The sequence below is a fragment of the Candidatus Nucleicultrix amoebiphila FS5 genome, assembly GCF_002117145.1.
Taxonomy (GTDB): Bacteria; Pseudomonadota; Alphaproteobacteria; order Caedimonadales; family Nucleicultricaceae; genus Nucleicultrix; species Nucleicultrix amoebiphila.
Window position 1 is genome coordinate 1 of the sequence record NZ_CP008743.1, and the last position, 18,796, is coordinate 18,796.

Below are 18,796 nucleotides of genomic sequence, written 5' to 3' on the forward strand. Positions count from 1 at the left end.
AATTAATCGGCAGCGTAGCGCTTTTTAAGGTAGTTGCGTTGAGCGTGATATCCTTCGTTGAATAAATGAGCACCAATTTCATGACCATCACGAGGGGGAACTTTAAGAGAAGTCAAAGGATGATGAAGGCCAACCGATAATTGGAATGAAGAATAAGCATTTAAGCGAAGATTCACTTTGCTTGCTTTTAAATTCATCATATCCTCCATCCTTGGATTATTTACAAAACGCGTTTAGACTATTCGGTAAATCGTAAAAAAAATATTAACAAAACCAATTAAAAGTCTTTGAAAAAATTGAATAAAAATTAAGGCAAAATTTAAGAGCTGTTAAGCAATCGGAGGCGTTGTGAAGAAATTTGTAAAGTATTGGTTTTTATGGGGAATCGTTCTTGTTCTGCAGGGATGTGTCCAAACCCATGAAGTGCGCTTCGCAGCTATTGGTGATTTTGGAGAGGCTGGTGAAGAAGAAAAAAATGTCGCTGAACTTGTGAAATCTTGGGATCCGGATTTCATTATCACCCTTGGAGATAATAATTATCCCGATGGAGACGCCTCTACGATCGACGCCAATATTGGACAATATTATCACGCCTATATTGCTCCCTATCGGGGACATTATGGGAGAGGGGCTGATACGAATAGATTTTTCCCATCGTTAGGCAATCATGATTATCATAAGAGCCCAACTGCAGACCCTTATTTAGCTTATTTTCAACTGCCAGGGAACGGTCGTTACTACGACTTTGTAAAAGGGTCTGTGCATTTTTTCGTTCTCAATAGTGATGTGCACGAACCTGATGGTGTTACAGAACACTCAAAACAAGCGCGCTGGTTGAAAGAAAAACTTAAAGAATCAAATGACCCCTTTAACGTAGTTTATTTCCATCATGCCCCGTATTCATCGGGACACCATGGTCCTACTAAACGCATGCAATGGCCCTTTAGGGAATGGGGGGCCAGCGTTGTTCTTTCAGGTCACGATCATACCTATGAAAGGTTGGAAGTGAGAGGCCTTCCTTATATCATTAATGGGCTTGGAGGAAAAAATCTACGCTATGGTTTCCCAAAAATTTATCCCGGATCTAGGGTGCGTTTTAATAAAGAGCATGGCGCTTTATTGGTTGAAGCAAATGAAATATTTATGTGTTTAAGATTCTATTCTGAAGATGGGGATCTTATTGACACTCTGAAGCTTCAAGCGCGTTCCTAAGCTTTATTAACATGGGTTGCAAAGGACCAAAGATATCCATCAATATCCTTGAGCTGACAGAAGCGATCTCCCCAGAATTCATCCGCTGGCTCTCTTATAGAGATGGCTCCATGGGCTAGAGCTTGTTCATAAAGTTTGTCGACATCAAGTGTATAGAGGTAAAGACTGATTGGCATGATGATGCCTAAATTATTCGGGGTTTTGTGAATAGAGTCCCACACACCTTCTGGCGTAAACATGATTTGTATATCCAAATAACTCATTTCCACATGACTGATTTGCCCTTTATCGTTTTTGGCGGGTGGATTGGTGAGCTTAAAGCCAAAAGCCTTTTCATAAAAACGAATGGATTCTTCTGCCTGAGAAACCGTTAAATAAGGAATGAGAGTTGGCATGTTTTGTGGTTTAAAATTTTGAGTCATAGTGGTGATTCCTCTTCCGACATTCAAGAATGTTGTTGAAAAAGTAAAGGAAAGGGAGGATTTCTCCTCCCTTCTCATGAGTGATCACTGGTTGTAAGGCTTTTAAGCAGCTTCCATCAATCCAATGATACGATATGTTGCTTTAATGTTGCTTTTCGAGATGGAAATATCCTTTGTGCAAAACTCATTGCCTATTTTTTCCATCAAACGAACGACAAGGGTATCAGCCATATTCCCGCTGTCAGAACGCCATTGAATAAATTGACCTACTAAGGCTTGATCGGTGCGGGTAATAACAAGTAAAGAACACCCAGGTGAAAGAGCCTTATTAGGATGGATAAAGACTTGATCTTCTTTGCGATAACGTTGTCCTAAAGATTCATCCTTTACTTTGAAGGCAAATGCTCCAGGAACCCCCAAGAGTTCACTAGGGCGCGTTAGCCATTCGGAGGCTGCATCAAAATCAATGCGATGCTTTTGACCTTCATTGTGAATATCGTAGAGCGGTAGATCTTGTGGAAGCATAGCAATAGCTCCCTGTTCGCCATATCCAGCCGCGGCTTGAGAAAGAAACCGCGTGCTGCTTGAATCGTGAACGAGAAGATCTCCGGGATGACAAGAAAGAACAAGGGCTAAACGGTGTAAAACATCCGCATTGAGACGGCGTGTCCCACTTTCGAGTCGTGAGAGATAAGAAGGCGATAGCCTTGTTAATTCAGCGAGTTCTTCAAGAGTGTACCCCCGACGTATGCGAAAATCTCTAAGAGGATGTTTTGATTTTTTGCGCTTTCTTAAAGCAACTTTATTTTTATTGTTTGGAGAAAGGGGGGTGAAACTTATAAGATTATTGGGTCCGAAGTTACTGTTTTGGATATCTTCTTCGTCAAAATCGTTTTCATAATTCGGGTTTCTTGGCGAAATTTTAATATTAGATTTTAGGTCAGGTACGGGTTTCATTTTTGTTGCTGTCATTTTTTGCCTCTCTGTAGCTTTGTTTTCATAGCCAAAGCATTAATTTGATTAACAAAATTTATTTCATGGGCAAAAAAAGTCTTAAAAACTTGACAAAATGACCCTCTTTTGTCAAAAAGAAAGCCATGAAATATTGATATACGATATATGCTAAAAACGCATACCAGGGCAAGGCTTTTTTTTAACAATCTTTTTTAAGAGGGAGACGACTCTATTCATGCTACATTCTCAGGAAAAAATTGGGAAAAATTTTTGGAACGAGGTTGACAAGAATCGATTAGAAGTTGCCTACCAAGCTGGAATTTCTTTGAAAGAAATTAGTACACTTCTTGGACGCACGTATCAAAGCATCAATAAGGCTCTTGATCGAAGCAAAATAAGAGAAAAAGCAAAAGTAGGTATATTTTTCAGATGTCGCACATCTCGAACAAAGATTCATAAAAAAACCTTATATGAAGTGCAACAAGATCCCGACATCTGGTTATTACTGCAGAAAAGAGTGCAGTATAGCATGAGAAAGGGGGGATCAAATTCTAGACGCAATCTACATAAAGTTGATCTTTGGACACATATGGACATTGTCCTTGAGTTCTTAAGATCGCGCGGCTTTGATGTAAGAAAGCCTTTGGTCCATGTAGAAAATATTGAACCCGTCTATTTTTTGAATGGTAAGCCTTCAACGGGGCTCAGTATTCTTTTGCTAGCAAATCGACTCCGTATCTTGGATCACAAGCAACCTTTTTTAGTATCTGGGGTTACCCAGTGAACATAAAACTGGCAACCGATTCTTTGACTTTTGATTATTCTTCCCAAGTTCTGTATTGATAATGTAAAATATCGAGGTTTCGTTTCGTTCTTACTAAGGATCGCGCAAGCGTATTGCCAATGAATGATCCAATAACAGATCCACACATACCAAAAAACAAGGAATGATCTCCGATAAGGCTATTCAAGAAATATTGTCCTATGGATCCCCCAAGATAAGAACCAAGACCAGAGACGAATCCTATAAATCTTGCTTCTCCTTCGGATGCTTGTTCTGCTTTCATCAAGAGGTAACTTGTCGTCATCGTTTTCACCGCCCCTAAGGGAATTAGAAAATCTGTATTGGATTGATTATTGCCAAAAAAGTAATTTGTAAAAAAGCTGCTGCTCGAAGAAAAAAAAGTCATGAATGCATGATCTGAAGAATCTATCCTTGTATTAATCATTGTTCTTTGAAGATAAACATCATCATCTTCTTCATAATCTAGACTCGCAGAACTGTTGCTTGTGCTCATGCATATTAAAATAACCATAAACGTGATGATTGATTTGAAGGTAAGAAAAGCAATCTGTTTGGGAAAAATTTTTTTCATTATTGTAGCCTTTGAATGATTGATTTCGTCATAAAAAAATAACTCAAAAAATATTATGACACCATTAATAGCTTTAGATATTGTAGCGTAATAAATTGTTTTATGTAGATGGAAAAAGATATTGAAGAGTTTTTGTCAGAAGAAGTGTCCCTAATTTTAGTGAGATTTCTTCCTTACAAAGAGTTTTTCCGCATGCTAAAAAGATAAAAACAATTTTTAAAGGGGAGCGGATGAGCAACAAAAAGATAATGATTTCGTATTTGGCTTGTCCATATACACATGTTGATCCAAAAGTAAAAGCATGGCGTGTGGAAGCTGCGCGGCGCGTAGCCCATTATCTTATTTTGCAAGGACATTTTATCTATTCTCCTTTAACACACAACATGCCCATTGATAGCTTAGGAATACATGGGAATTGGCTTACATGGCGTGACTTTGATCATGAAATGGTAGCGAGATGTGATAAGCTCTTGGTTTTAAGACTTTCTGGCTGGAGAGAATCTAAGGGAGTGCAAGCAGAAATCAATCATGCAAAAACGCTTCATAAACCTATAGAAGAAATTGATTTACCTGAAGAAGTAAAACGCCAACTTAATGATTTCGCAATAAAGGAAGGTATTCATGAATAATAAAAAAAATCTCTCATCCAATCGATTTCTAGCGCTTACTATTTTTTCAAGTCGATGGTTGCAAGCTCCTCTTTATTTAGGGTTGATCATTGCACAAGGTATCTATGTGTATCAGTTTATTTGGGAACTTTCTCACCTTCTTTTGAATATTAGAAAAATCGAAGAAACTGAAATTATGCTTATTGTTTTGGGGCTGATCGACGTTGTGATGATTTCAAATTTGTTGATTATGGTGATTATTGGCGGGTATGAGACCTTTGTGTCACGCTTAAGGATGGATGAACATCCTGATAGTCCAGAGTGGTTGTCTCATGTGAATGCAAATACAATGAAAATAAAATTATCCTTGGCTCTGATAGGTATTTCATCCATTCATCTTTTAAAGACTTTTATTAACATTGATCAAATAAGTGAAAAAGCAGTGATTTACCAAGTGGTTATTCACTTGGCATTTTTGCTGTCGAGTCTTGCGCTTGTGTACACATCAAAAGTGGCCCAAGAGATTACAGAAAGATATTAATGTTTTGAAAGTTGGCGAACGAATTCTTTGAAATCTTCGGGATGGGTGAAGTCTTCATATACTGATGCAAAGCGCACATACGCCACAGGATCAAGATCATAAAGTGATTCCATCACAAGACTACCGATGGTTGCTGATGAAATCTCTGTTTCTCCCATGGATTCTAATTGACGTACAAGACTATTAATTACTTTTTCAATTTTTTCTTCATCAATGGGACGCTTGTGTAGTGCGAGGTGGAGGGATCTATGGAGCTTCTCTCGTTGAAAAGCTTCAACGCTTTTGTCTTTTTTAATAACTTTTAAGGGCAAAAGTTGAATATGTTCAACGGTTGTAAAGCGTGCACTACAGTCGAGACAATGTCTGCGACGACGAATTGCTGTATCGCCTTCAATGGCTCGAGAGTCTTTTACCGCCGTATTTTCATGTCCACAAAAAGGGCATTTCATTGAAGGTTCTTTACCTTAATCTAAGCTTGGATAAAGGGGGTATTGGTTACAGAGGCCCTCTGTTTTTTCTTTCAGCTTTTTCTGCACGGTTTCTGAAAAAGTGTTGTTACTAAGCGCTATGAGAGAATCAGCAATGATATCGCCTATGAGAGAAAAGTCTTGCTCTTTAAACCCACGCGTGGTGCATGCTGGAGAACCAATGCGAATGCCAGAGGTTTGAACGGGAGGAAGGGGATCATAGGGAATACCATTCTTATTGCAAGTAATGCCGATCGTCTCAAGGCTTTCAGAGGCTAGTTGACCTGTGATTTTCAATGTCTGCAAATCTACTAAGGACAAATGACAATCAGTCCCGCCCGTGGTGATTTTTATATCTCTTTCCATCAATCTATTAGCCATGGCTTTTGAATTTCTAACAATTTGAGCTGCATAGTTTTTAAAATCGTCTTGAAGCGCTTCTTTGAACGCAATTGCTTTTGCAGCAATAACATGCATGAGCGGTCCACCTTGAGCACCGGGAAAAACGGCAGAATCAAATTTCTTAAAGAGCTCTTCACAATCACTCAGAATCATGCCCCCTCTTGGTCCTCTTAAAGTCTTGTGGGTTGTTGTTGTCACCACATGGGCATGGGGAAGAGGAGTAGGAAAGACATCCCCGGCAACTAAGCCTGCAAAATGAGCCATATCCACCATTAAATAAGCCCCTACTTTATCGGCAATTTCACGAAATGCTTTGAAGTCGATAAAACGTGGATAGGCAGAACCACCGGCAATGATAAGTTTTGGTTTTTCTTTAAGGGCAACATCCAATACTTGGTTCATATCGATAGTGTAGTCCTCTCGATTGACGCCGTAAAAGACTGCTTTAAACCATTTTCCTGATAGGTTAACTTTAGATCCATGGGTCAGATGGCCACCGCAGCACAAATCCATCCCCATAAAAGTATCGCCAGGATTGAGAAGAGCTAGAAAAACCTCTTGATTCGCCTGAGAACCTGAATGAGGCTGGACATTAGCATAGCGGCAATTAAATAGTTTTTTAGCACGCTCAATAGCAATCGTTTCAGCGCGATCAACAAACTGGCAACCCCCGTAATAACGACGACCAGGATAGCCTTCTGCATATTTGTTAGTTAGAGGAGAGCCTTGCGCTAACATTACTTGAAGGGACGTAAAATTTTCGGAAGCAATTAATTCAATCTGGTTTTTCTGACGATGGATTTCATCATGGATGGCTTCATAAATTTCAGAATCGTAAGATTTAAGGGCCGTAAAATTCATCATAGAAAATTCTCCTTTATAAAACTTTCAGGACTGTATCAAAGGTTTAGGAGAACTTCTAGTGATGGTCTTTAATTTATAAAAAATTTTAATCTCTTGGCGATGAGACTGAGAAATTCTACGTATTCACAGACGGAGCTCCAATAAAAGATTTTACAGGAGAAAAGCGTACATGAATACGTAGAAAATGAGCGTCAACTTTATTGTTCAATCGGTAAATTAGCTTCTTTCCATGATTGATATCCACCGACTATTTCTTTTACAGGATAACCAAGAGAAGCAAATTTTTTAGCCGCTTTCTGGCCAAGATTACAGAGTAATTGATAGCAATATACATAGTTATACCCATCTTTTCTGAGTTTCTCAAATGAGGTTTCATTGCCATCAAATCCTTTATGTTCATCGAAAGGAATGTTAACTGCGCCAGGAATATGCCCTTCAGAAAAATCTTTTGCTGTACGTAAATCAACAATCGTTACATTCTTTATTTTACCGTCAAGGACAGCCTTAACACCATGAGGATTGGTTTTGAAATTAAGTTCATTCTCAAAAAACTGAGCTGCTTTAGCTGTATCTTGAATCATCATTTTATGGACGTTATCCATCGTCTCGTTCTCAGAGTGAGCTGAAGTCATTGGAATCATTGCAACACCGAGAGCTGTGGATATTTTTGAAAATTTGTTCATAATTTTTTATCTTTCATTAGAATGTTAATTCATTCATTTATCTATGTATTGGCTTTTAAAGCTAAAATAAATTGAATAATTATCTACATTTTGTTAAGTTTATTTAAACTTGATAGGGTGTTATTAACATGGACTTAGATTTTCGAGATTTTACTTTATTAGAGGCAGTTGAACAGCATGGAAGCTTTTCAGCAGCAGCAGATGCTTTAGGACGAACACGCTCAGCAATTACCCAGCATATTCATAAATTAGAAAATCAGCTAAAAATTCAGATTTTTGATAGAGCGTTCTATAGACCGAAGTTTACTTCTCAAGGTCGTATTTTATTAGAAAGAGGACGTCATATCCTCCGTCAAATGGAGCGGCTAAAGGGAGATTTAAAGCTTGTGGAGAAAGGCTGGGAATCAGAGTTTTCCATTGCTTTTGATGATCTATTAGACTATCGATGCCTTTACCCACTTATTCAAAAGTTTTATGTTCACGCTCCAGGTGTTGAAGTACGTCTCCATAGGGAAGTCCTTAATGGGACTTGGGATGCATTGTTAAAAAATAGGGCAACTCTCGTCATAGGCGTTACTAACGAACCACCTTTAGGACTATCAATTGATCAAATGGAATTAGGAACAGTAGAATTTGTTTTTGCGGTATCACCATTTCATTCTTTAGCAAAAGAACCGGAACCTTTATCGTTAGAAGTGTTAAGAGAAGCGTATAGCGTTGTAATTTCTGATACATCTCAACAGCTTTTAAGTCGGTCAACAGGAACGTTTTCTGGACAAAGAGTTTTTATTGTCCCTCATATGGATGCAAAGATTGCAGCACAGGTCTCAGGTTTAGGGGGGGGATTTGTACCCTTTAATCGTATTAAGGATTTTCTGGCAAAAGGAGAATTAGTAATTCGTAACGTTGCTAAACTAAAAACACAAACAAGTTTGAAAATCGCATGGCGTACAGATTCTACCAGTAAGGCGTTGGAGTGGTTCTTATCGCAATTGAGATCCAAAGTAATTTGTCAACAAATTTTAGGTGCAAGTAGTGTTTAAAAGAAGATTTCAATAAAAAAAACCCTGAAATTTAAAAATTCCAAGGGTTTTTAAATAATAAAATATTTTCTAAATTATTTTATTTTTCTAAGTCCGTAGACGCTCCAGATTTTGTAGTTTGTTTCCGATCATCAATATCAGAGATTGCTTTTGTCTTAAGTGTTGAAGAAGAATCTTCAGAGGCTCTTGCGTCTTCAAAGACCGCAGTTTGTGCGTCTGATGTTTCGATAATCTTTTCGGTTCCGCCTTCTGGGGCAACACCATCAGTTTCTGCTACACTAGGCACTACAGAAACTGTAATCTTTTCAAGCTTTTCTTTCAATGTTAAACGTTGCTGTGCATACGCGTCATCTAAAGACATTCCATTCGTTTCAGAAGTATCAAATTGTTCTGTAACAAGCTTTGTTGCTTTTTCTAAGAATGAAGTGAGCAAACCATTAAGAGCTTCTTGAACAGTGGTCAGATCTTTAATCACTTGAATTCTGGCTTCAACGGGATCTTCAGGTAGCTCTTTTGCAACGTCTACAGTGACACCAGCATATTTAAGAAGACCAATGCTGTCGCTTATATTGAGCCACTTATGCTTTAGTGTTGCGACACTATAGCTCAATTTAGATAAGTTTTTCAGTTGAATGTTAAAATCAATAAATCGGCCCTCTGGTGTAACGGCTACTTTTGATCGCTTAAAGTCAATCTGAGTGAGGGGTAGGAGTTCATTGGGAGCGTCTGGATTGCGCTGAACATAAGGCATGTAAGGAGTAGGTTTAATTGTTCCCCCATTAACCCCTGCATGATATGCAGTTATGAGCTCGTCTTGACTCAAGCTTGTTTGACCAGTGATGGGGGATGTTTGAAAAGCATCTTCAGGAGACTCCCAAACACTGCGACCCTTTAAAGATTTTTCCGTGTGATCTTTCATTGCTGATAGAGCGCTTACTGCATCTTCCTTCTCAAGAGCCTCTTTAGACCATCCTGGATATTCGCGGAGCATGAAAAATAGACCTGCTAAAGATTTTTGATCATTTTCCAACGCAATCTTAAGAGAAATTTCTTTGAGCAAGTTTGTCAGCAAAGTGACACGTTTTGAAAAGACCTGAGGAGTCGCTTGCTCTAAAAATTCTTGAACATCACCCGATTGCAAACGAATTTGTTCAGCTTCTCTCATGATGTGGTGGTAATAAGCTGTTTTTAAAGTATGCATATAAAGCTCAGAATGAAGACGATCATGGGCTATAAACCCAAGAGGTGTAAGTCCCTTTGTCGTTTTATTGTCTTCTGTGACACCATGAGCCTTCGTGTTCTGCGTGGGAACAGGGAAAGCGTGAATATGCAAACCGTCTAAAGTCATGAAAAGCATTTCGATAATGCTTACTTTGCCCACTTTGGGGAAGCCCAAAGGCAATTGAGCTGGCAAGTCTTGGTCAATAGTGGACTTTATAACTTTTTTAGTCCCGCGATAATCTAAATCAGACGAAGCCTTATAAAAGCTACTAAGTTCATTAGCTGTAAAAATATTAGCGTTATCTTCAATTGACGCTAGATCTTCTAACCAATTTTTTCCTTCAAGTGACAGACCAATATAAACTTCAGGTTGAAAAACATGACTGAAAATAGATTTTTCATCGTCGCTTGGGTTGCTGACGCTGGCTGCCATTCTGAAAATGTTAACAAGGTACCAAGCGATAGAAACATCTTTCTTTTCAACTTTTTCTTTCGCTTCATTCACAACTTTTGCTATACGCTCTTTAAAATCAACTTGATCGTCTTTTATAGGGTAATTTTCCATAAAGCTGATCCAACCTGTCACAAGAGGAATTAGTTCTTCTTTCGGGCTGAATAAATATTTTGTACGTTGGTTTTTAGGCAATTTACCTAATTCTTCTCGAAACTTATGAATGATATCTACGTCAGAAAACGCGCCTTTAGTCTTAAAGCTAGCTGTTAATTTTTCCGCACGAGGATCGGTGATCAACAAATCAAAGCTAGAACGAGATAAGGCTTGCATAGCTTTGCTTGGTTCACCAGTGTTTTTAGGAGCAACAGAAGATCTTGTGTGTTGACCAATGCTCTCTAGAGAGAACTCTTCTAATTGGCTTTCTGTGGCTGAGAGGGGGAGTGTTGCGTGAAGTGAAATAAATGCGGAAGAAGCTAAAAGTAAGCTGCGTAGTTTCATGTAATCGTCTCCAAATTTTTTAGTATTCCATCTTATATATTGCTTTTATGGCAATAATCAATGTTTTATTTGTTTTCGCGATAGTTTTTCTAAAAAAAGAAATTTTGAAAAATTCTTATTGAGAAGAAGTTGTATGATTAAATAGGATATGAATTTGTGCTTATGTGAAAATAACTTTTAAGAGAATAGTATTTGTACTATATGAGCCGCTAAAAACTCTCTAAAGTTGTAAAGAAGGCCAGAACGTTCTGGCCTTCTTAGTGTTGTGAATTTATAAAATATTGCTTTTTGCGTTAGTAAGTTGGTCTTGATGAGGTTTTTTTGTCTGAATCATCCATCTGTTTACCTACATAGCCACCAGCAAGCGCACCAGCAGCTGTACCCACTGCAGCACCGACAATAGCACCACGACCGCCACCAATTTGTGATCCTATAAGAGCACCACCAGCAGCACCTATCAGAGTTCCAGCTGTTTGCTTTGGCCCACCTGTTGTACCGCAAGCGGATAATAAAAAAGACATTGCAACCAATAGAGACAAAGATTTCATTTTCATGATAGCCACCTTAATATAATTTAATTACTACCTTTTATAACGCTCCTTTATCGTGTAGGAGCTTTATCGTTATCATCCATGGTTTTACCAAGATAACCACCAGCAAGTGCGCCAGCAGCTGTACCGACTGCAGCAGCAGCGACTTGACCAGCCCCACTACCAAATTGAGCACCAACAACGGCGCCACCAACGGCGCCAATTAATGTACCTGCTGTCTGCTTGGGTCCCCCTGTTGTACCGCAGGCAGAAAGTAAAAGTGATGTAGAAACTAATAAAGACAAAGTTTTAATTTTCATTGTTTGCGTCCTCTGTAAAGTTTATACACAGTAATTATAGTTTAATCCTAGCATTTAATAGTTAAAAATTAGCTAAAGGAAGAGATCTTGTTGTTTGTTTTAATTGGAGGGTGTTAGGAGTTTTAAGTAAAATATTTCTTAGAGAGTTTTAATATTAAAGTGCTCAAAGCAATAAAAAGAACGCCAAGCGCGATTAAAGTAATTGGCCAGCCAATGGAATCAGTAAATTTTGAGGTGTAGTAGGCAATGAAAGCAAAAAAACTTAAGGTAGTACTAGCAAGAAGCGCTTTGCTTTTTATCACTACACTTAGATAGACCATTAGACCAACAACGGTCAAATAAAACAGTTCAAAGGATTCCTTTTCGAACAAGCGAAAAGCACCTAAAAGAAATAAGAGACCTCCTATAAACATCCAAAAACCGAATCCTTTGGCGCTGTATAGCTTTGGAATATTATGAGAGATCAAAATTGTACTTGTTCCTATTAGGAGTCCTCCTAAGGTGAGACCTGTGTCAAAATAATCGAAAAGAGTTACAAAGAAGAAAAAGAAGAATAAAAATCCCATCCATAGGTTGACGTTCAATTTAAATCTTAGAAAAGTAAGAAACTGATGAATGATCATGGGACCGAAAACAATAAGCACTGGCAAACGGTTGTCTATGGAAATTTCATAAGAACTCTCTTAAGGTTACAAAGAGACCAATAGGGATGAGAATGGCGGAGAGGACAGAGAGGATAGAGGCGGATTTAAGATTCCTTTCATCAAGAGCATAATGAATAAAGAACGCATAACAACTGAGTCCTGATCCGAGAGTTATTGTAATTCTTAAAAAACTGGACATATCGCTCCAGTACATATGTAAAAAGACAATGATGCCAGCAAAGACAAAAAGACCACCTAAGTAGCTTAAATAATGGCTTACTTGCGAAGATGAATGAGTTTTTTTTGAGTCACCAATACTGATGAAATCGTGAATATCAGTTATACTTAAATGATGTTCTTTCATTAATATGGCGATATCTTTAAGAGCTTTCCTTTGTGAGACTTTCATAGCTTCCCCTAGGGTATCAACCATCCCAAAAAATGCGTAGAATAATACGATGCGTGCAAAGAAGTTTTAATTGGGATGACGCGACCATTTTTGCTGAGAGCAAATAAGGCTTTGTTTCTTTCGGAAAAAAATAAGCCCCCCATAAAACTGAAGTTATCCGGTTTTTTGAGTTCGTATCCATCAGGGGCTATTGCTGATTGGTTAAGTTCTTTGACAGAAATTTCTTTTAAGATGAACTCTTTTTTCTCATAGGGTTTAAGTTCATCAAGATCAGTGAAGTTTATTTGATGAGATTTCATTGTTTTGACATCACAGCGATAGATCGACGGGATTTTCTGAGGACGACCAGAAGGGTTTTTAATCTTCAAAACTAAAAAATTATTCACTACTTTGAGATCTTTGATGGAGGCATTGTCGCCATAAGAATAGTCATTGTTACTATAAAGGAAATCATATTGGGGGTTCGCAACAAAAATGCCTGTAATGTAGGGAACTGCGTAAAAAACGCCAACCATTAAGATGGGTAATAGCAAACCAACAATAAGCGCCCAATTTTTTTTAATTTCTGACATAGATCTCTCTCAAAATAACATTTATTTATTCACTACTCTTCTTTTCCTTAATTAATGATGAATAAATAGGGGAAGGTTGCTTCTTTTCATGATGTTACGTGTACATGAGCCAAAAAGAGCTTCAGTAATGATTGTCTTATGAAAAGCACCCATGACAATCAAGCTATAGTCATTGTTTTGCGATTCTTTTAAAATAATCTCTTCCGGCTTTTCGTCAGAGGCAACAGAAATGAGTCTGACTTGAGCGCCATAAAGTTCAGAAATGCTTTTAGCTTTCTTGCCAATTTCTTCGGCTTGTTCTTTGGTAGGACTAATGGTCAAGATACTTAGTTCTTTATCGATTCCCAATCCCAACAAAAGAAACATATGAAGGGCTCTTGCTGTTTGCAGACTGCCATCATAGGCCACAAGAACTTTATTTCCTAAAGAACTTTTACCGGGAATAGTTATGATAGGTCGAGGATTATCACGGACCACATGTTTCACTGTCAAATCAGAATCATCATCGAGTTCAAAATGAAAATCAGTCGTTCTTCCAATAACTATTAAATCATGTTCATAGGAAAGCCGCTCAATTTCAGTTTCAGGAAATCCAGAAGCTTCGAGGACAATACTGTTAACTTTTTCTCGTGCGCATCTGTTTTTGAAAAGGTCCATTTGCTCTTTTAAATGTGCATGAGATTTTTCAATCAGTACATCATCGCGAACCATTTTAAAGCTCGCGCCGCCTAAAGGTTCAGGCTGAGAAGCTGTAATCCAAGGCGTGTCAAGGATAGCTAACCCAGTTAAGGGAGTTGAAAATTGCTTTGCTAGATCTATGGCATATTGCTGTGTCGCTTGACCTATTTCTGACGCATCCAGTACGACGAGAATTTTTTTCAATGTTAGCTCCTTTATCTATTTTTCTTTTGTGCTTTATTGTCGCAATCAAGGTAAATTTCGTCATAACTTGCAGGACCTATTTTACCATTGGAAAACTCACCAAAAAAAAGTAACTCGCATTTAGTTACTATTCGTTTAATTATAGCACTGAATCAAGAGAGTGAGTAGAAGCTTGGTATTATATTTCAATCTCCTCTGCTTGATAGCCTAGTTTTTCAGCCATAGCCATAACCTTACGTTCCACAGTCTCGATTTCATTCAGATCAAAACTTTTGAAGACGAGTTTGACACCTTTTTCTTTTGATATGTGCCATGTTGGATAGCTTCCGATTTCGACGTTGGGATGCTCTTTTTGAATCTCTCTTAGATCATTGGCAATCCGACTTTCAAAAGCGAGACAAAGAATCGCTTTTGAATGTCTTTGCTGGCCACCTGATAAACGAGGAGTAAGGGTTAGAAGCATAGCTTGCATGATATCTGGCACGCCAGCTAAGACAAAAACATTGTTGATTTGAAAGCCAGGCGCGTGACTAATGGGGTTATCAATCAGGATAGCGCCTTCGGGCATGTTGGCCATCAATTGACGGGAATCTTCTTCACTTCGTTGAGGGACAACTGAAAAGATACGTTTAAATGCTTCGTTATTGCGTGTAAAAGGAAGGTTAAAAGCCTTTGCAACAGCCATGCTCGTAATATCATCATGGGTAGGACCAATACCCCCTGTTGTAAACACATAACTATACTTTGGACTACATTCAGTGATCGCTGTAATAATTTGCGCCTCATCGTCTTGGATGAAACGACATTCTTTGAACAGTATACCAAGTTTTGCCATATGTTTGGCGATAAAAATGACATTTGCATCCTGTGTTTGACCGGAAAGAATTTCATTGCCAATAATGATAGCACATGCTGTTGAAGGTAATTTAGAGTTGTTTTGGACCATAGAAATCTCTTATAAAACAAAATAATCAAAGTTGTCCTAGTGAATACGAAAACAAGTTAGTTGCCAAGATGAAATTTGAAACGCCGTTGCTTAAAGGTAGCCTTCTTAAACGCTATCAGAGATTTTTAGCAGATGTTGAATTGGAAAATGGAGAAAAGATAACAGCTCATTGCCCTAATTCTGGTTCAATGTTGGGGCTTAAAGATCCAGGCATGGGTGTTTGGGTGAGTCAAGTGCCGAATCATTTGGAAAGAAAGCTTCGTTATACACTTGAGTTTGTCGAAGTAGATGGTTCACTTGTCGGAGTGAACACAGGTAAACCCAATAGCCTTGTTGAAGAAGCATTTATTAACAAAAAAATCCCTGAGTTTTCTTTGTTTACAGCTTATAAGCGAGAAGTGAAATACGGCGAAAATTCGCGAATTGATTTTTTGTTCTATGATGAGAGCGAAGCGCCTTGTTATGTGGAAGTTAAAAGTGTGACTCTTAAGCAAGGAAATGTTGCTCTTTTCCCCGATGCAGTGACATCAAGGGGGGCGAAACATTTAAAAGAGCTTGCTAAAATGGTTCAACAAGGGGCACGTGCTATCATTTTCTATGTTGTACAACGTGAAGATTGTTCTTCCTTTAGCATCGCAAGCTCCATTGATCAGAACTATGCAGAGATGACAACTTATGCTAAAGAAAATGGAGTTGAAAGCCTTTGTTATCATTGTAAGATAGCGCTGGATGAAATTAAAATTTTCCGACCTTTACCAATCGTGGATCTTTAAGGAGTCAATACATTGTACGGTTTAGAAGAACTTTCTGACGACCATCGCAAAATTAAAATACATTCAGCTAAAGATTTTGAAGGAATGAGACGGGCTGGAAAACTTGCTTCTCAAACACTTGATTATATAACACCTTTTGTAAAACCTGGGGTATCGACTGGCGAACTGAATAAACTGTGTCATGAGTTTATTGTTCAGCATGGAGCGATTCCGGCACCTCTTAATTACCGTGGTTTTCCCAAATCAATCTGTACTTCGGTGAATCATGTGGTTTGTCATGGAATTCCCAGTGATGAGAAAATACTCATTGAAGGGGATATCATTAATATAGATGTGACCGTAATTGTTGATGGTTGGCATGGTGACACAAGCCGTATGTTTGCAGTGGGAAAAATAGGTGTTACTGCCAAAAAACTCATCGACGTAACCTATGAAGCTATGATGCGTGGTATTGAAGCGGTTAAACCAGGCGCAACGCTGGGTGATATTGGATATGCTATACAGTCTTTTGTGGAGAAGAATCGCTTTTCAGTTGTACAAGACTTTTGCGGTCATGGTATAGGGCGCGTTTTCCATGATGCACCAAATGTACTGCACTTTGGAAGACCTGGAAAAGGGTATATTTTAAAAGAAGGTATGTTCTTTACAGTTGAACCCATGGTGAATGTGGGGCGTCCGGACGTGAAAATCCTTAATGATGGTTGGACAGCGGTTACGAAAGATAAGTCTTTATCGGCTCAGTTTGAGCATACGGTTGCCGTAACTTCTACGGGATATGAGATCTTCACCTTATCTTAAAAATGATATAGAGTGCAGCCTTAAATTTTTATAAATTAAGACATGATGCAGATGGCTGAGACTCTCAAACTGAACTTTAAATCCGTAGCCACTTGGGGGTTACTTTTAAGTTTATTGATCTTGTTAACCCCTTTGATGGGGATCCCCCCTTTTCGGTTTGGCTATTACGTCCAAGTTGAACCAGTCATGTGTTATCTGTGGTTGATGGGAGGTTTATCAGCGCTCTGGACATTTGTTCTTGTTAAGCAAAAGCCACGATTTGCTGCACAAATATGGTCAATGCCAATTGTATGGGGGTGGTTGCCGATTATCGTTTTATCGGGTGTGACTAGTCTTTTTAGGCCCATTCCGCTTCAATCTTGGACAGGGTCGGGGCAGATTGGTGAAGGAGTTCTGACATTTCTTTCTGAAATGTTTATTACCTTTGTGTTTGTGGCACTCATCAAAATCAAATCCTATCGTAAGCTTCTTTTGATTATGGCTGTTCTTACAGGAACAATCATGAGTCTTCTAACGATTATAGGATCTTTTGAATCGCCCTTTGAAAGTTATAGAAATTGGACATGGGCGCCCATTTTTTTTCCAGACTGGATTGCATTTTTTGCTGTCAGTTTGATAGTTTTTTATTGGGTATGTCGTAAGGATTTTCGTCACAAATGGCCTTATCATTTTATCATGCTTTCAATCATTGCCGTTGTTAGCTATTACGCATCGAATAAAAGCTTGGGATATGGTGCTGCAATTGCATTGGGGGTCGTTGTGGCCCTTGAAATTCCAGTCTTCAAAAAGATTACGTACGAAACGAAATTTTTCTTAAGTTTTCTTGGTCTTACTCTTGGATTGACACTCTTTCTTATTTTTTACGATGTGTTTGGGGATTATATTTCTCAGAACCCAATGTTGAAAGTGACGCTTGAAAGTCGTACCTATTTGAACAAGATCGTTCTGATTGATTTTTTCTACCAACCCTTTGGAGTAGATTTTTTAACACAGCTCTTTTTTGGGATGGGATGGGGGCGTTACTCTGATGCTTTGGCGGCCAATGTTTTTCTGATCAAAGAAATTTTTATGTATCATGGACAAAAATTGGATCCCAACTGGGAGTTTCTAAAGCGCGATCTTTTGCATAGTCACAATAGTATCAGTGAGCATTTTTTGGCACTCGGAGGAGTGGGGTTATCCATTTTTTATACTGTAAAGTACTTTGTGATTCGCTCTATGAATTTTGCTCATCACCGCTTAGCTGTTTTCTTTCTGTTAACGCTCACCATCGTTGGAATTTTTTGGTTTCAATTGGTATTAACGCTTCCCTTTGTCCTATTGGCGAGTGCCATGATTTTTCAACGTCGGTGTATTCTAAAGTTTCTTAGATTAAAGCCTAGGAGTTTAAAGATTATGGGGGGAGTAGGGGGGATTGTGCTTATGTCTTGGTCGTTCTTTCACTTGGGGTTTACGATGAATTTAGGGAAGAATGTTAGGCTTGACCCTCAAACCAAATTTGATGAAATTTATAATGAGTATATGGTCTCTCCAGGTTTGCAATATGATAATTATATAGGAGGAAGACGGTCCATAGCGTTAGGACGATCCTTGGTCAATGAGCTTTTTATTTATTTAAAAAAGAATAAAAATCTAGCTCCTGAAGCTTTAATGCAGACTCACATAAAAATCATATCGATTGCTCAATTACTATTCAATGAAGTAACCCATAGTGGGAATTTTTATGCAGTGATTGTGCCCATGAATATTTTCAGTGAGGCTGCCTATAATCCACAAATAAAACACATTTTTGAAGCGAATCCTAAATTGGCAGAAGTCTGGGGTCAGATGGCAGGATATTTTGTAAAGGTCTTACCAAAGCGCTCTGATATTCTCGTCCCTTTGTTCAATTATCTTTTGGTGCATCATGAACAAGAAAAAGTGAGGGATCTTACAAGAGAGCTTCTGAGTTATAATTCAGAAGACGCTGTAGCCTTATGGTTTTTAGGATTGGTCGAACTAACGGATTCTTCTACTTATACAAAAGGAGTATGTCGCTTAAAGCAGGCTTTCCGCAACGGGCTGACAAGGACAGTTCCAATTCCTCAAGCCGAGATGGATCAGATTAACAAGTTAGAAGTTTTTTGTAAAAAGACTGTTGGGCAAGAATAGCTTATCATTGACATAATGTTTGTGAC

General features: G+C 38.4%; 23 protein-coding genes. 8 read left to right on the forward strand and 15 right to left on the reverse strand.

Going from position 1 to position 18,796, the window contains the following annotated elements:
• Positions 1-2 precede the first annotated feature (2 nt).
• Entirely contained in the window at positions 3-200 is a 198-nt protein-coding gene (locus GQ61_RS00005; protein WP_157111087.1) for a hypothetical protein, read from the reverse strand.
• A 148-nt stretch (positions 201-348) separates the two neighbouring features.
• On the opposite strand from GQ61_RS00005, the gene GQ61_RS00010 reads away from it, so the two are divergent.
• On the forward strand, positions 349-1,212 hold the full coding sequence (locus tag GQ61_RS00010) for a metallophosphoesterase (RefSeq protein WP_198157338.1): 864 nt from the start codon (positions 349-351) through the stop codon (positions 1,210-1,212).
• Here the strand turns inward: GQ61_RS00010 and GQ61_RS00015 are convergent.
• Positions 1,209-1,634 (reverse strand): VOC family protein, encoded by a 426-nt coding sequence (locus GQ61_RS00015; RefSeq protein WP_085783342.1) that lies wholly within the window; start codon positions 1,632-1,634, stop codon positions 1,209-1,211. The genes GQ61_RS00010 and GQ61_RS00015 overlap by 4 nt on opposite strands.
• 102 nt (positions 1,635-1,736) lie before the next feature.
• Positions 1,737-2,606 carry a helix-turn-helix domain-containing protein gene (locus GQ61_RS00020; RefSeq protein WP_085783343.1) on the reverse strand — a complete coding sequence of 290 codons (870 nt, stop codon included), beginning with the start codon at positions 2,604-2,606 and terminating at the stop codon, positions 1,737-1,739.
• 217 nt (positions 2,607-2,823) lie between these two features.
• Here GQ61_RS00020 and GQ61_RS00030 point away from each other — a divergent pair, with 217 nt between their 5' ends.
• Positions 2,824-3,372, forward strand: coding sequence for a hypothetical protein (locus tag GQ61_RS00030; protein ID WP_085783345.1), 549 nt, complete (start codon positions 2,824-2,826; stop codon positions 3,370-3,372).
• Positions 3,373-3,406: 34 nt separating this feature from the next.
• On the opposite strand, the gene GQ61_RS00035 is transcribed toward GQ61_RS00030, so the two are convergent.
• Complete coding sequence (locus GQ61_RS00035) at positions 3,407-3,964, reverse strand: hypothetical protein (RefSeq protein ID WP_085783346.1); 558 nt, start codon at positions 3,962-3,964, stop codon at positions 3,407-3,409.
• A gap of 230 nt (positions 3,965-4,194) precedes the next feature.
• Between GQ61_RS00035 and GQ61_RS00040 the strand changes: the two genes are divergently transcribed.
• Together GQ61_RS00040 and GQ61_RS00045 are read left to right on the forward strand one after the other, a co-directional pair.
• The gene (locus GQ61_RS00040; protein ID WP_085783347.1) at positions 4,195-4,593 is read left to right on the forward strand and encodes a DUF1937 family protein; all 399 of its coding nucleotides are present in this window, start codon (positions 4,195-4,197) and stop codon (positions 4,591-4,593) included.
• Complete coding sequence (locus tag GQ61_RS00045) at positions 4,586-5,113, forward strand: TIGR00645 family protein (protein WP_085783348.1); 528 nt, start codon at positions 4,586-4,588, stop codon at positions 5,111-5,113. Before GQ61_RS00040 ends, GQ61_RS00045 begins: the two co-directional genes overlap by 8 nt.
• Here GQ61_RS00045 and nrdR read toward each other — a convergent pair.
• The 3 genes from nrdR to GQ61_RS00060 all read right to left on the reverse strand — a co-directional run bounded on the left by nrdR (position 5,110) and on the right by GQ61_RS00060 (position 7,529).
• Positions 5,110-5,562 (reverse strand): transcriptional regulator NrdR, encoded by a 453-nt coding sequence (nrdR, locus tag GQ61_RS00050; protein WP_085783349.1) that lies wholly within the window; start codon positions 5,560-5,562, stop codon positions 5,110-5,112. The two genes, GQ61_RS00045 and nrdR, sit on opposite strands and share 4 nt — an antisense overlap.
• Positions 5,563-5,577: 15 nt before the next feature.
• Entirely contained in the window at positions 5,578-6,846 is a 1,269-nt protein-coding gene (gene glyA, locus GQ61_RS00055) for a serine hydroxymethyltransferase (RefSeq protein ID WP_085783350.1), read from the reverse strand.
• Between the two features lie 197 nt (positions 6,847-7,043).
• Positions 7,044-7,529, reverse strand: a complete 486-nt coding sequence (locus GQ61_RS00060) for a rhodanese-like domain-containing protein (RefSeq protein WP_085783351.1) — start codon at positions 7,527-7,529, stop codon at positions 7,044-7,046.
• A gap of 128 nt (positions 7,530-7,657) precedes the next feature.
• On the opposite strand from GQ61_RS00060, the gene GQ61_RS00065 reads away from it, so the two are divergent.
• Positions 7,658-8,572, forward strand: a complete 915-nt coding sequence (locus tag GQ61_RS00065; protein WP_085783352.1) for a LysR family transcriptional regulator — start codon at positions 7,658-7,660, stop codon at positions 8,570-8,572.
• A 79-nt stretch (positions 8,573-8,651) separates the two neighbouring features.
• Here GQ61_RS00065 and GQ61_RS00070 read toward each other — a convergent pair whose 3' ends face one another.
• The 8 genes from GQ61_RS00070 to GQ61_RS00105 form a co-directional block, all read right to left on the reverse strand.
• Positions 8,652-10,745 (reverse strand): hypothetical protein, encoded by a 2,094-nt coding sequence (locus tag GQ61_RS00070; protein ID WP_085783353.1) that lies wholly within the window; start codon positions 10,743-10,745, stop codon positions 8,652-8,654.
• 293 nt (positions 10,746-11,038) lie between these two features.
• Positions 11,039-11,299: a YMGG-like glycine zipper-containing protein gene (locus tag GQ61_RS00075; protein ID WP_232317319.1), complete on the reverse strand. Its 261-nt coding sequence runs from the start codon at positions 11,297-11,299 to the stop codon at positions 11,039-11,041.
• Positions 11,300-11,346: 47 nt separating this feature from the next.
• Positions 11,347-11,595, reverse strand: a complete 249-nt coding sequence (locus GQ61_RS00080) for a YMGG-like glycine zipper-containing protein (RefSeq protein WP_085783354.1) — start codon at positions 11,593-11,595, stop codon at positions 11,347-11,349.
• A gap of 122 nt (positions 11,596-11,717) precedes the next feature.
• The gene (locus GQ61_RS00085) at positions 11,718-12,179 is read right to left on the reverse strand and encodes a hypothetical protein (protein WP_157111088.1); all 462 of its coding nucleotides are present in this window, start codon (positions 12,177-12,179) and stop codon (positions 11,718-11,720) included.
• A gap of 85 nt (positions 12,180-12,264) precedes the next feature.
• Positions 12,265-12,648 carry a DUF2157 domain-containing protein gene (locus tag GQ61_RS00090; protein ID WP_198157339.1) on the reverse strand — a complete coding sequence of 128 codons (384 nt, stop codon included), beginning with the start codon at positions 12,646-12,648 and terminating at the stop codon, positions 12,265-12,267.
• An 8-nt stretch (positions 12,649-12,656) separates the two neighbouring features.
• Positions 12,657-13,220 (reverse strand): hypothetical protein, encoded by a 564-nt coding sequence (locus tag GQ61_RS00095; RefSeq protein WP_085783357.1) that lies wholly within the window; start codon positions 13,218-13,220, stop codon positions 12,657-12,659.
• Positions 13,221-13,271: 51 nt separating this feature from the next.
• Entirely contained in the window at positions 13,272-14,102 is an 831-nt protein-coding gene (locus tag GQ61_RS00100) for a universal stress protein (RefSeq protein WP_085783358.1), read from the reverse strand.
• 178 nt (positions 14,103-14,280) lie between these two features.
• Positions 14,281-15,048: a competence/damage-inducible protein A gene (locus tag GQ61_RS00105; protein ID WP_085783359.1), complete on the reverse strand. Its 768-nt coding sequence runs from the start codon at positions 15,046-15,048 to the stop codon at positions 14,281-14,283.
• 68 nt (positions 15,049-15,116) lie between these two features.
• Between GQ61_RS00105 and sfsA the strand changes: the two genes are divergently transcribed.
• From sfsA to GQ61_RS00120, 3 genes are read left to right on the forward strand one after another with little or no spacing between them, the layout of a single operon-like run.
• Entirely contained in the window at positions 15,117-15,821 is a 705-nt protein-coding gene (gene sfsA, locus GQ61_RS00110) for a DNA/RNA nuclease SfsA (RefSeq protein WP_085783360.1), read from the forward strand.
• Positions 15,822-15,833: 12 nt separating this feature from the next.
• Positions 15,834-16,619 carry a type I methionyl aminopeptidase gene (gene map, locus GQ61_RS00115; RefSeq protein ID WP_232317320.1) on the forward strand — a complete coding sequence of 262 codons (786 nt, stop codon included), beginning with the start codon at positions 15,834-15,836 and terminating at the stop codon, positions 16,617-16,619.
• Positions 16,620-16,670: 51 nt separating this feature from the next.
• On the forward strand, positions 16,671-18,770 hold the full coding sequence (locus GQ61_RS00120; protein WP_157111089.1) for a hypothetical protein: 2,100 nt from the start codon (positions 16,671-16,673) through the stop codon (positions 18,768-18,770).
• Positions 18,771-18,796: the final 26 nt, after the last annotated feature.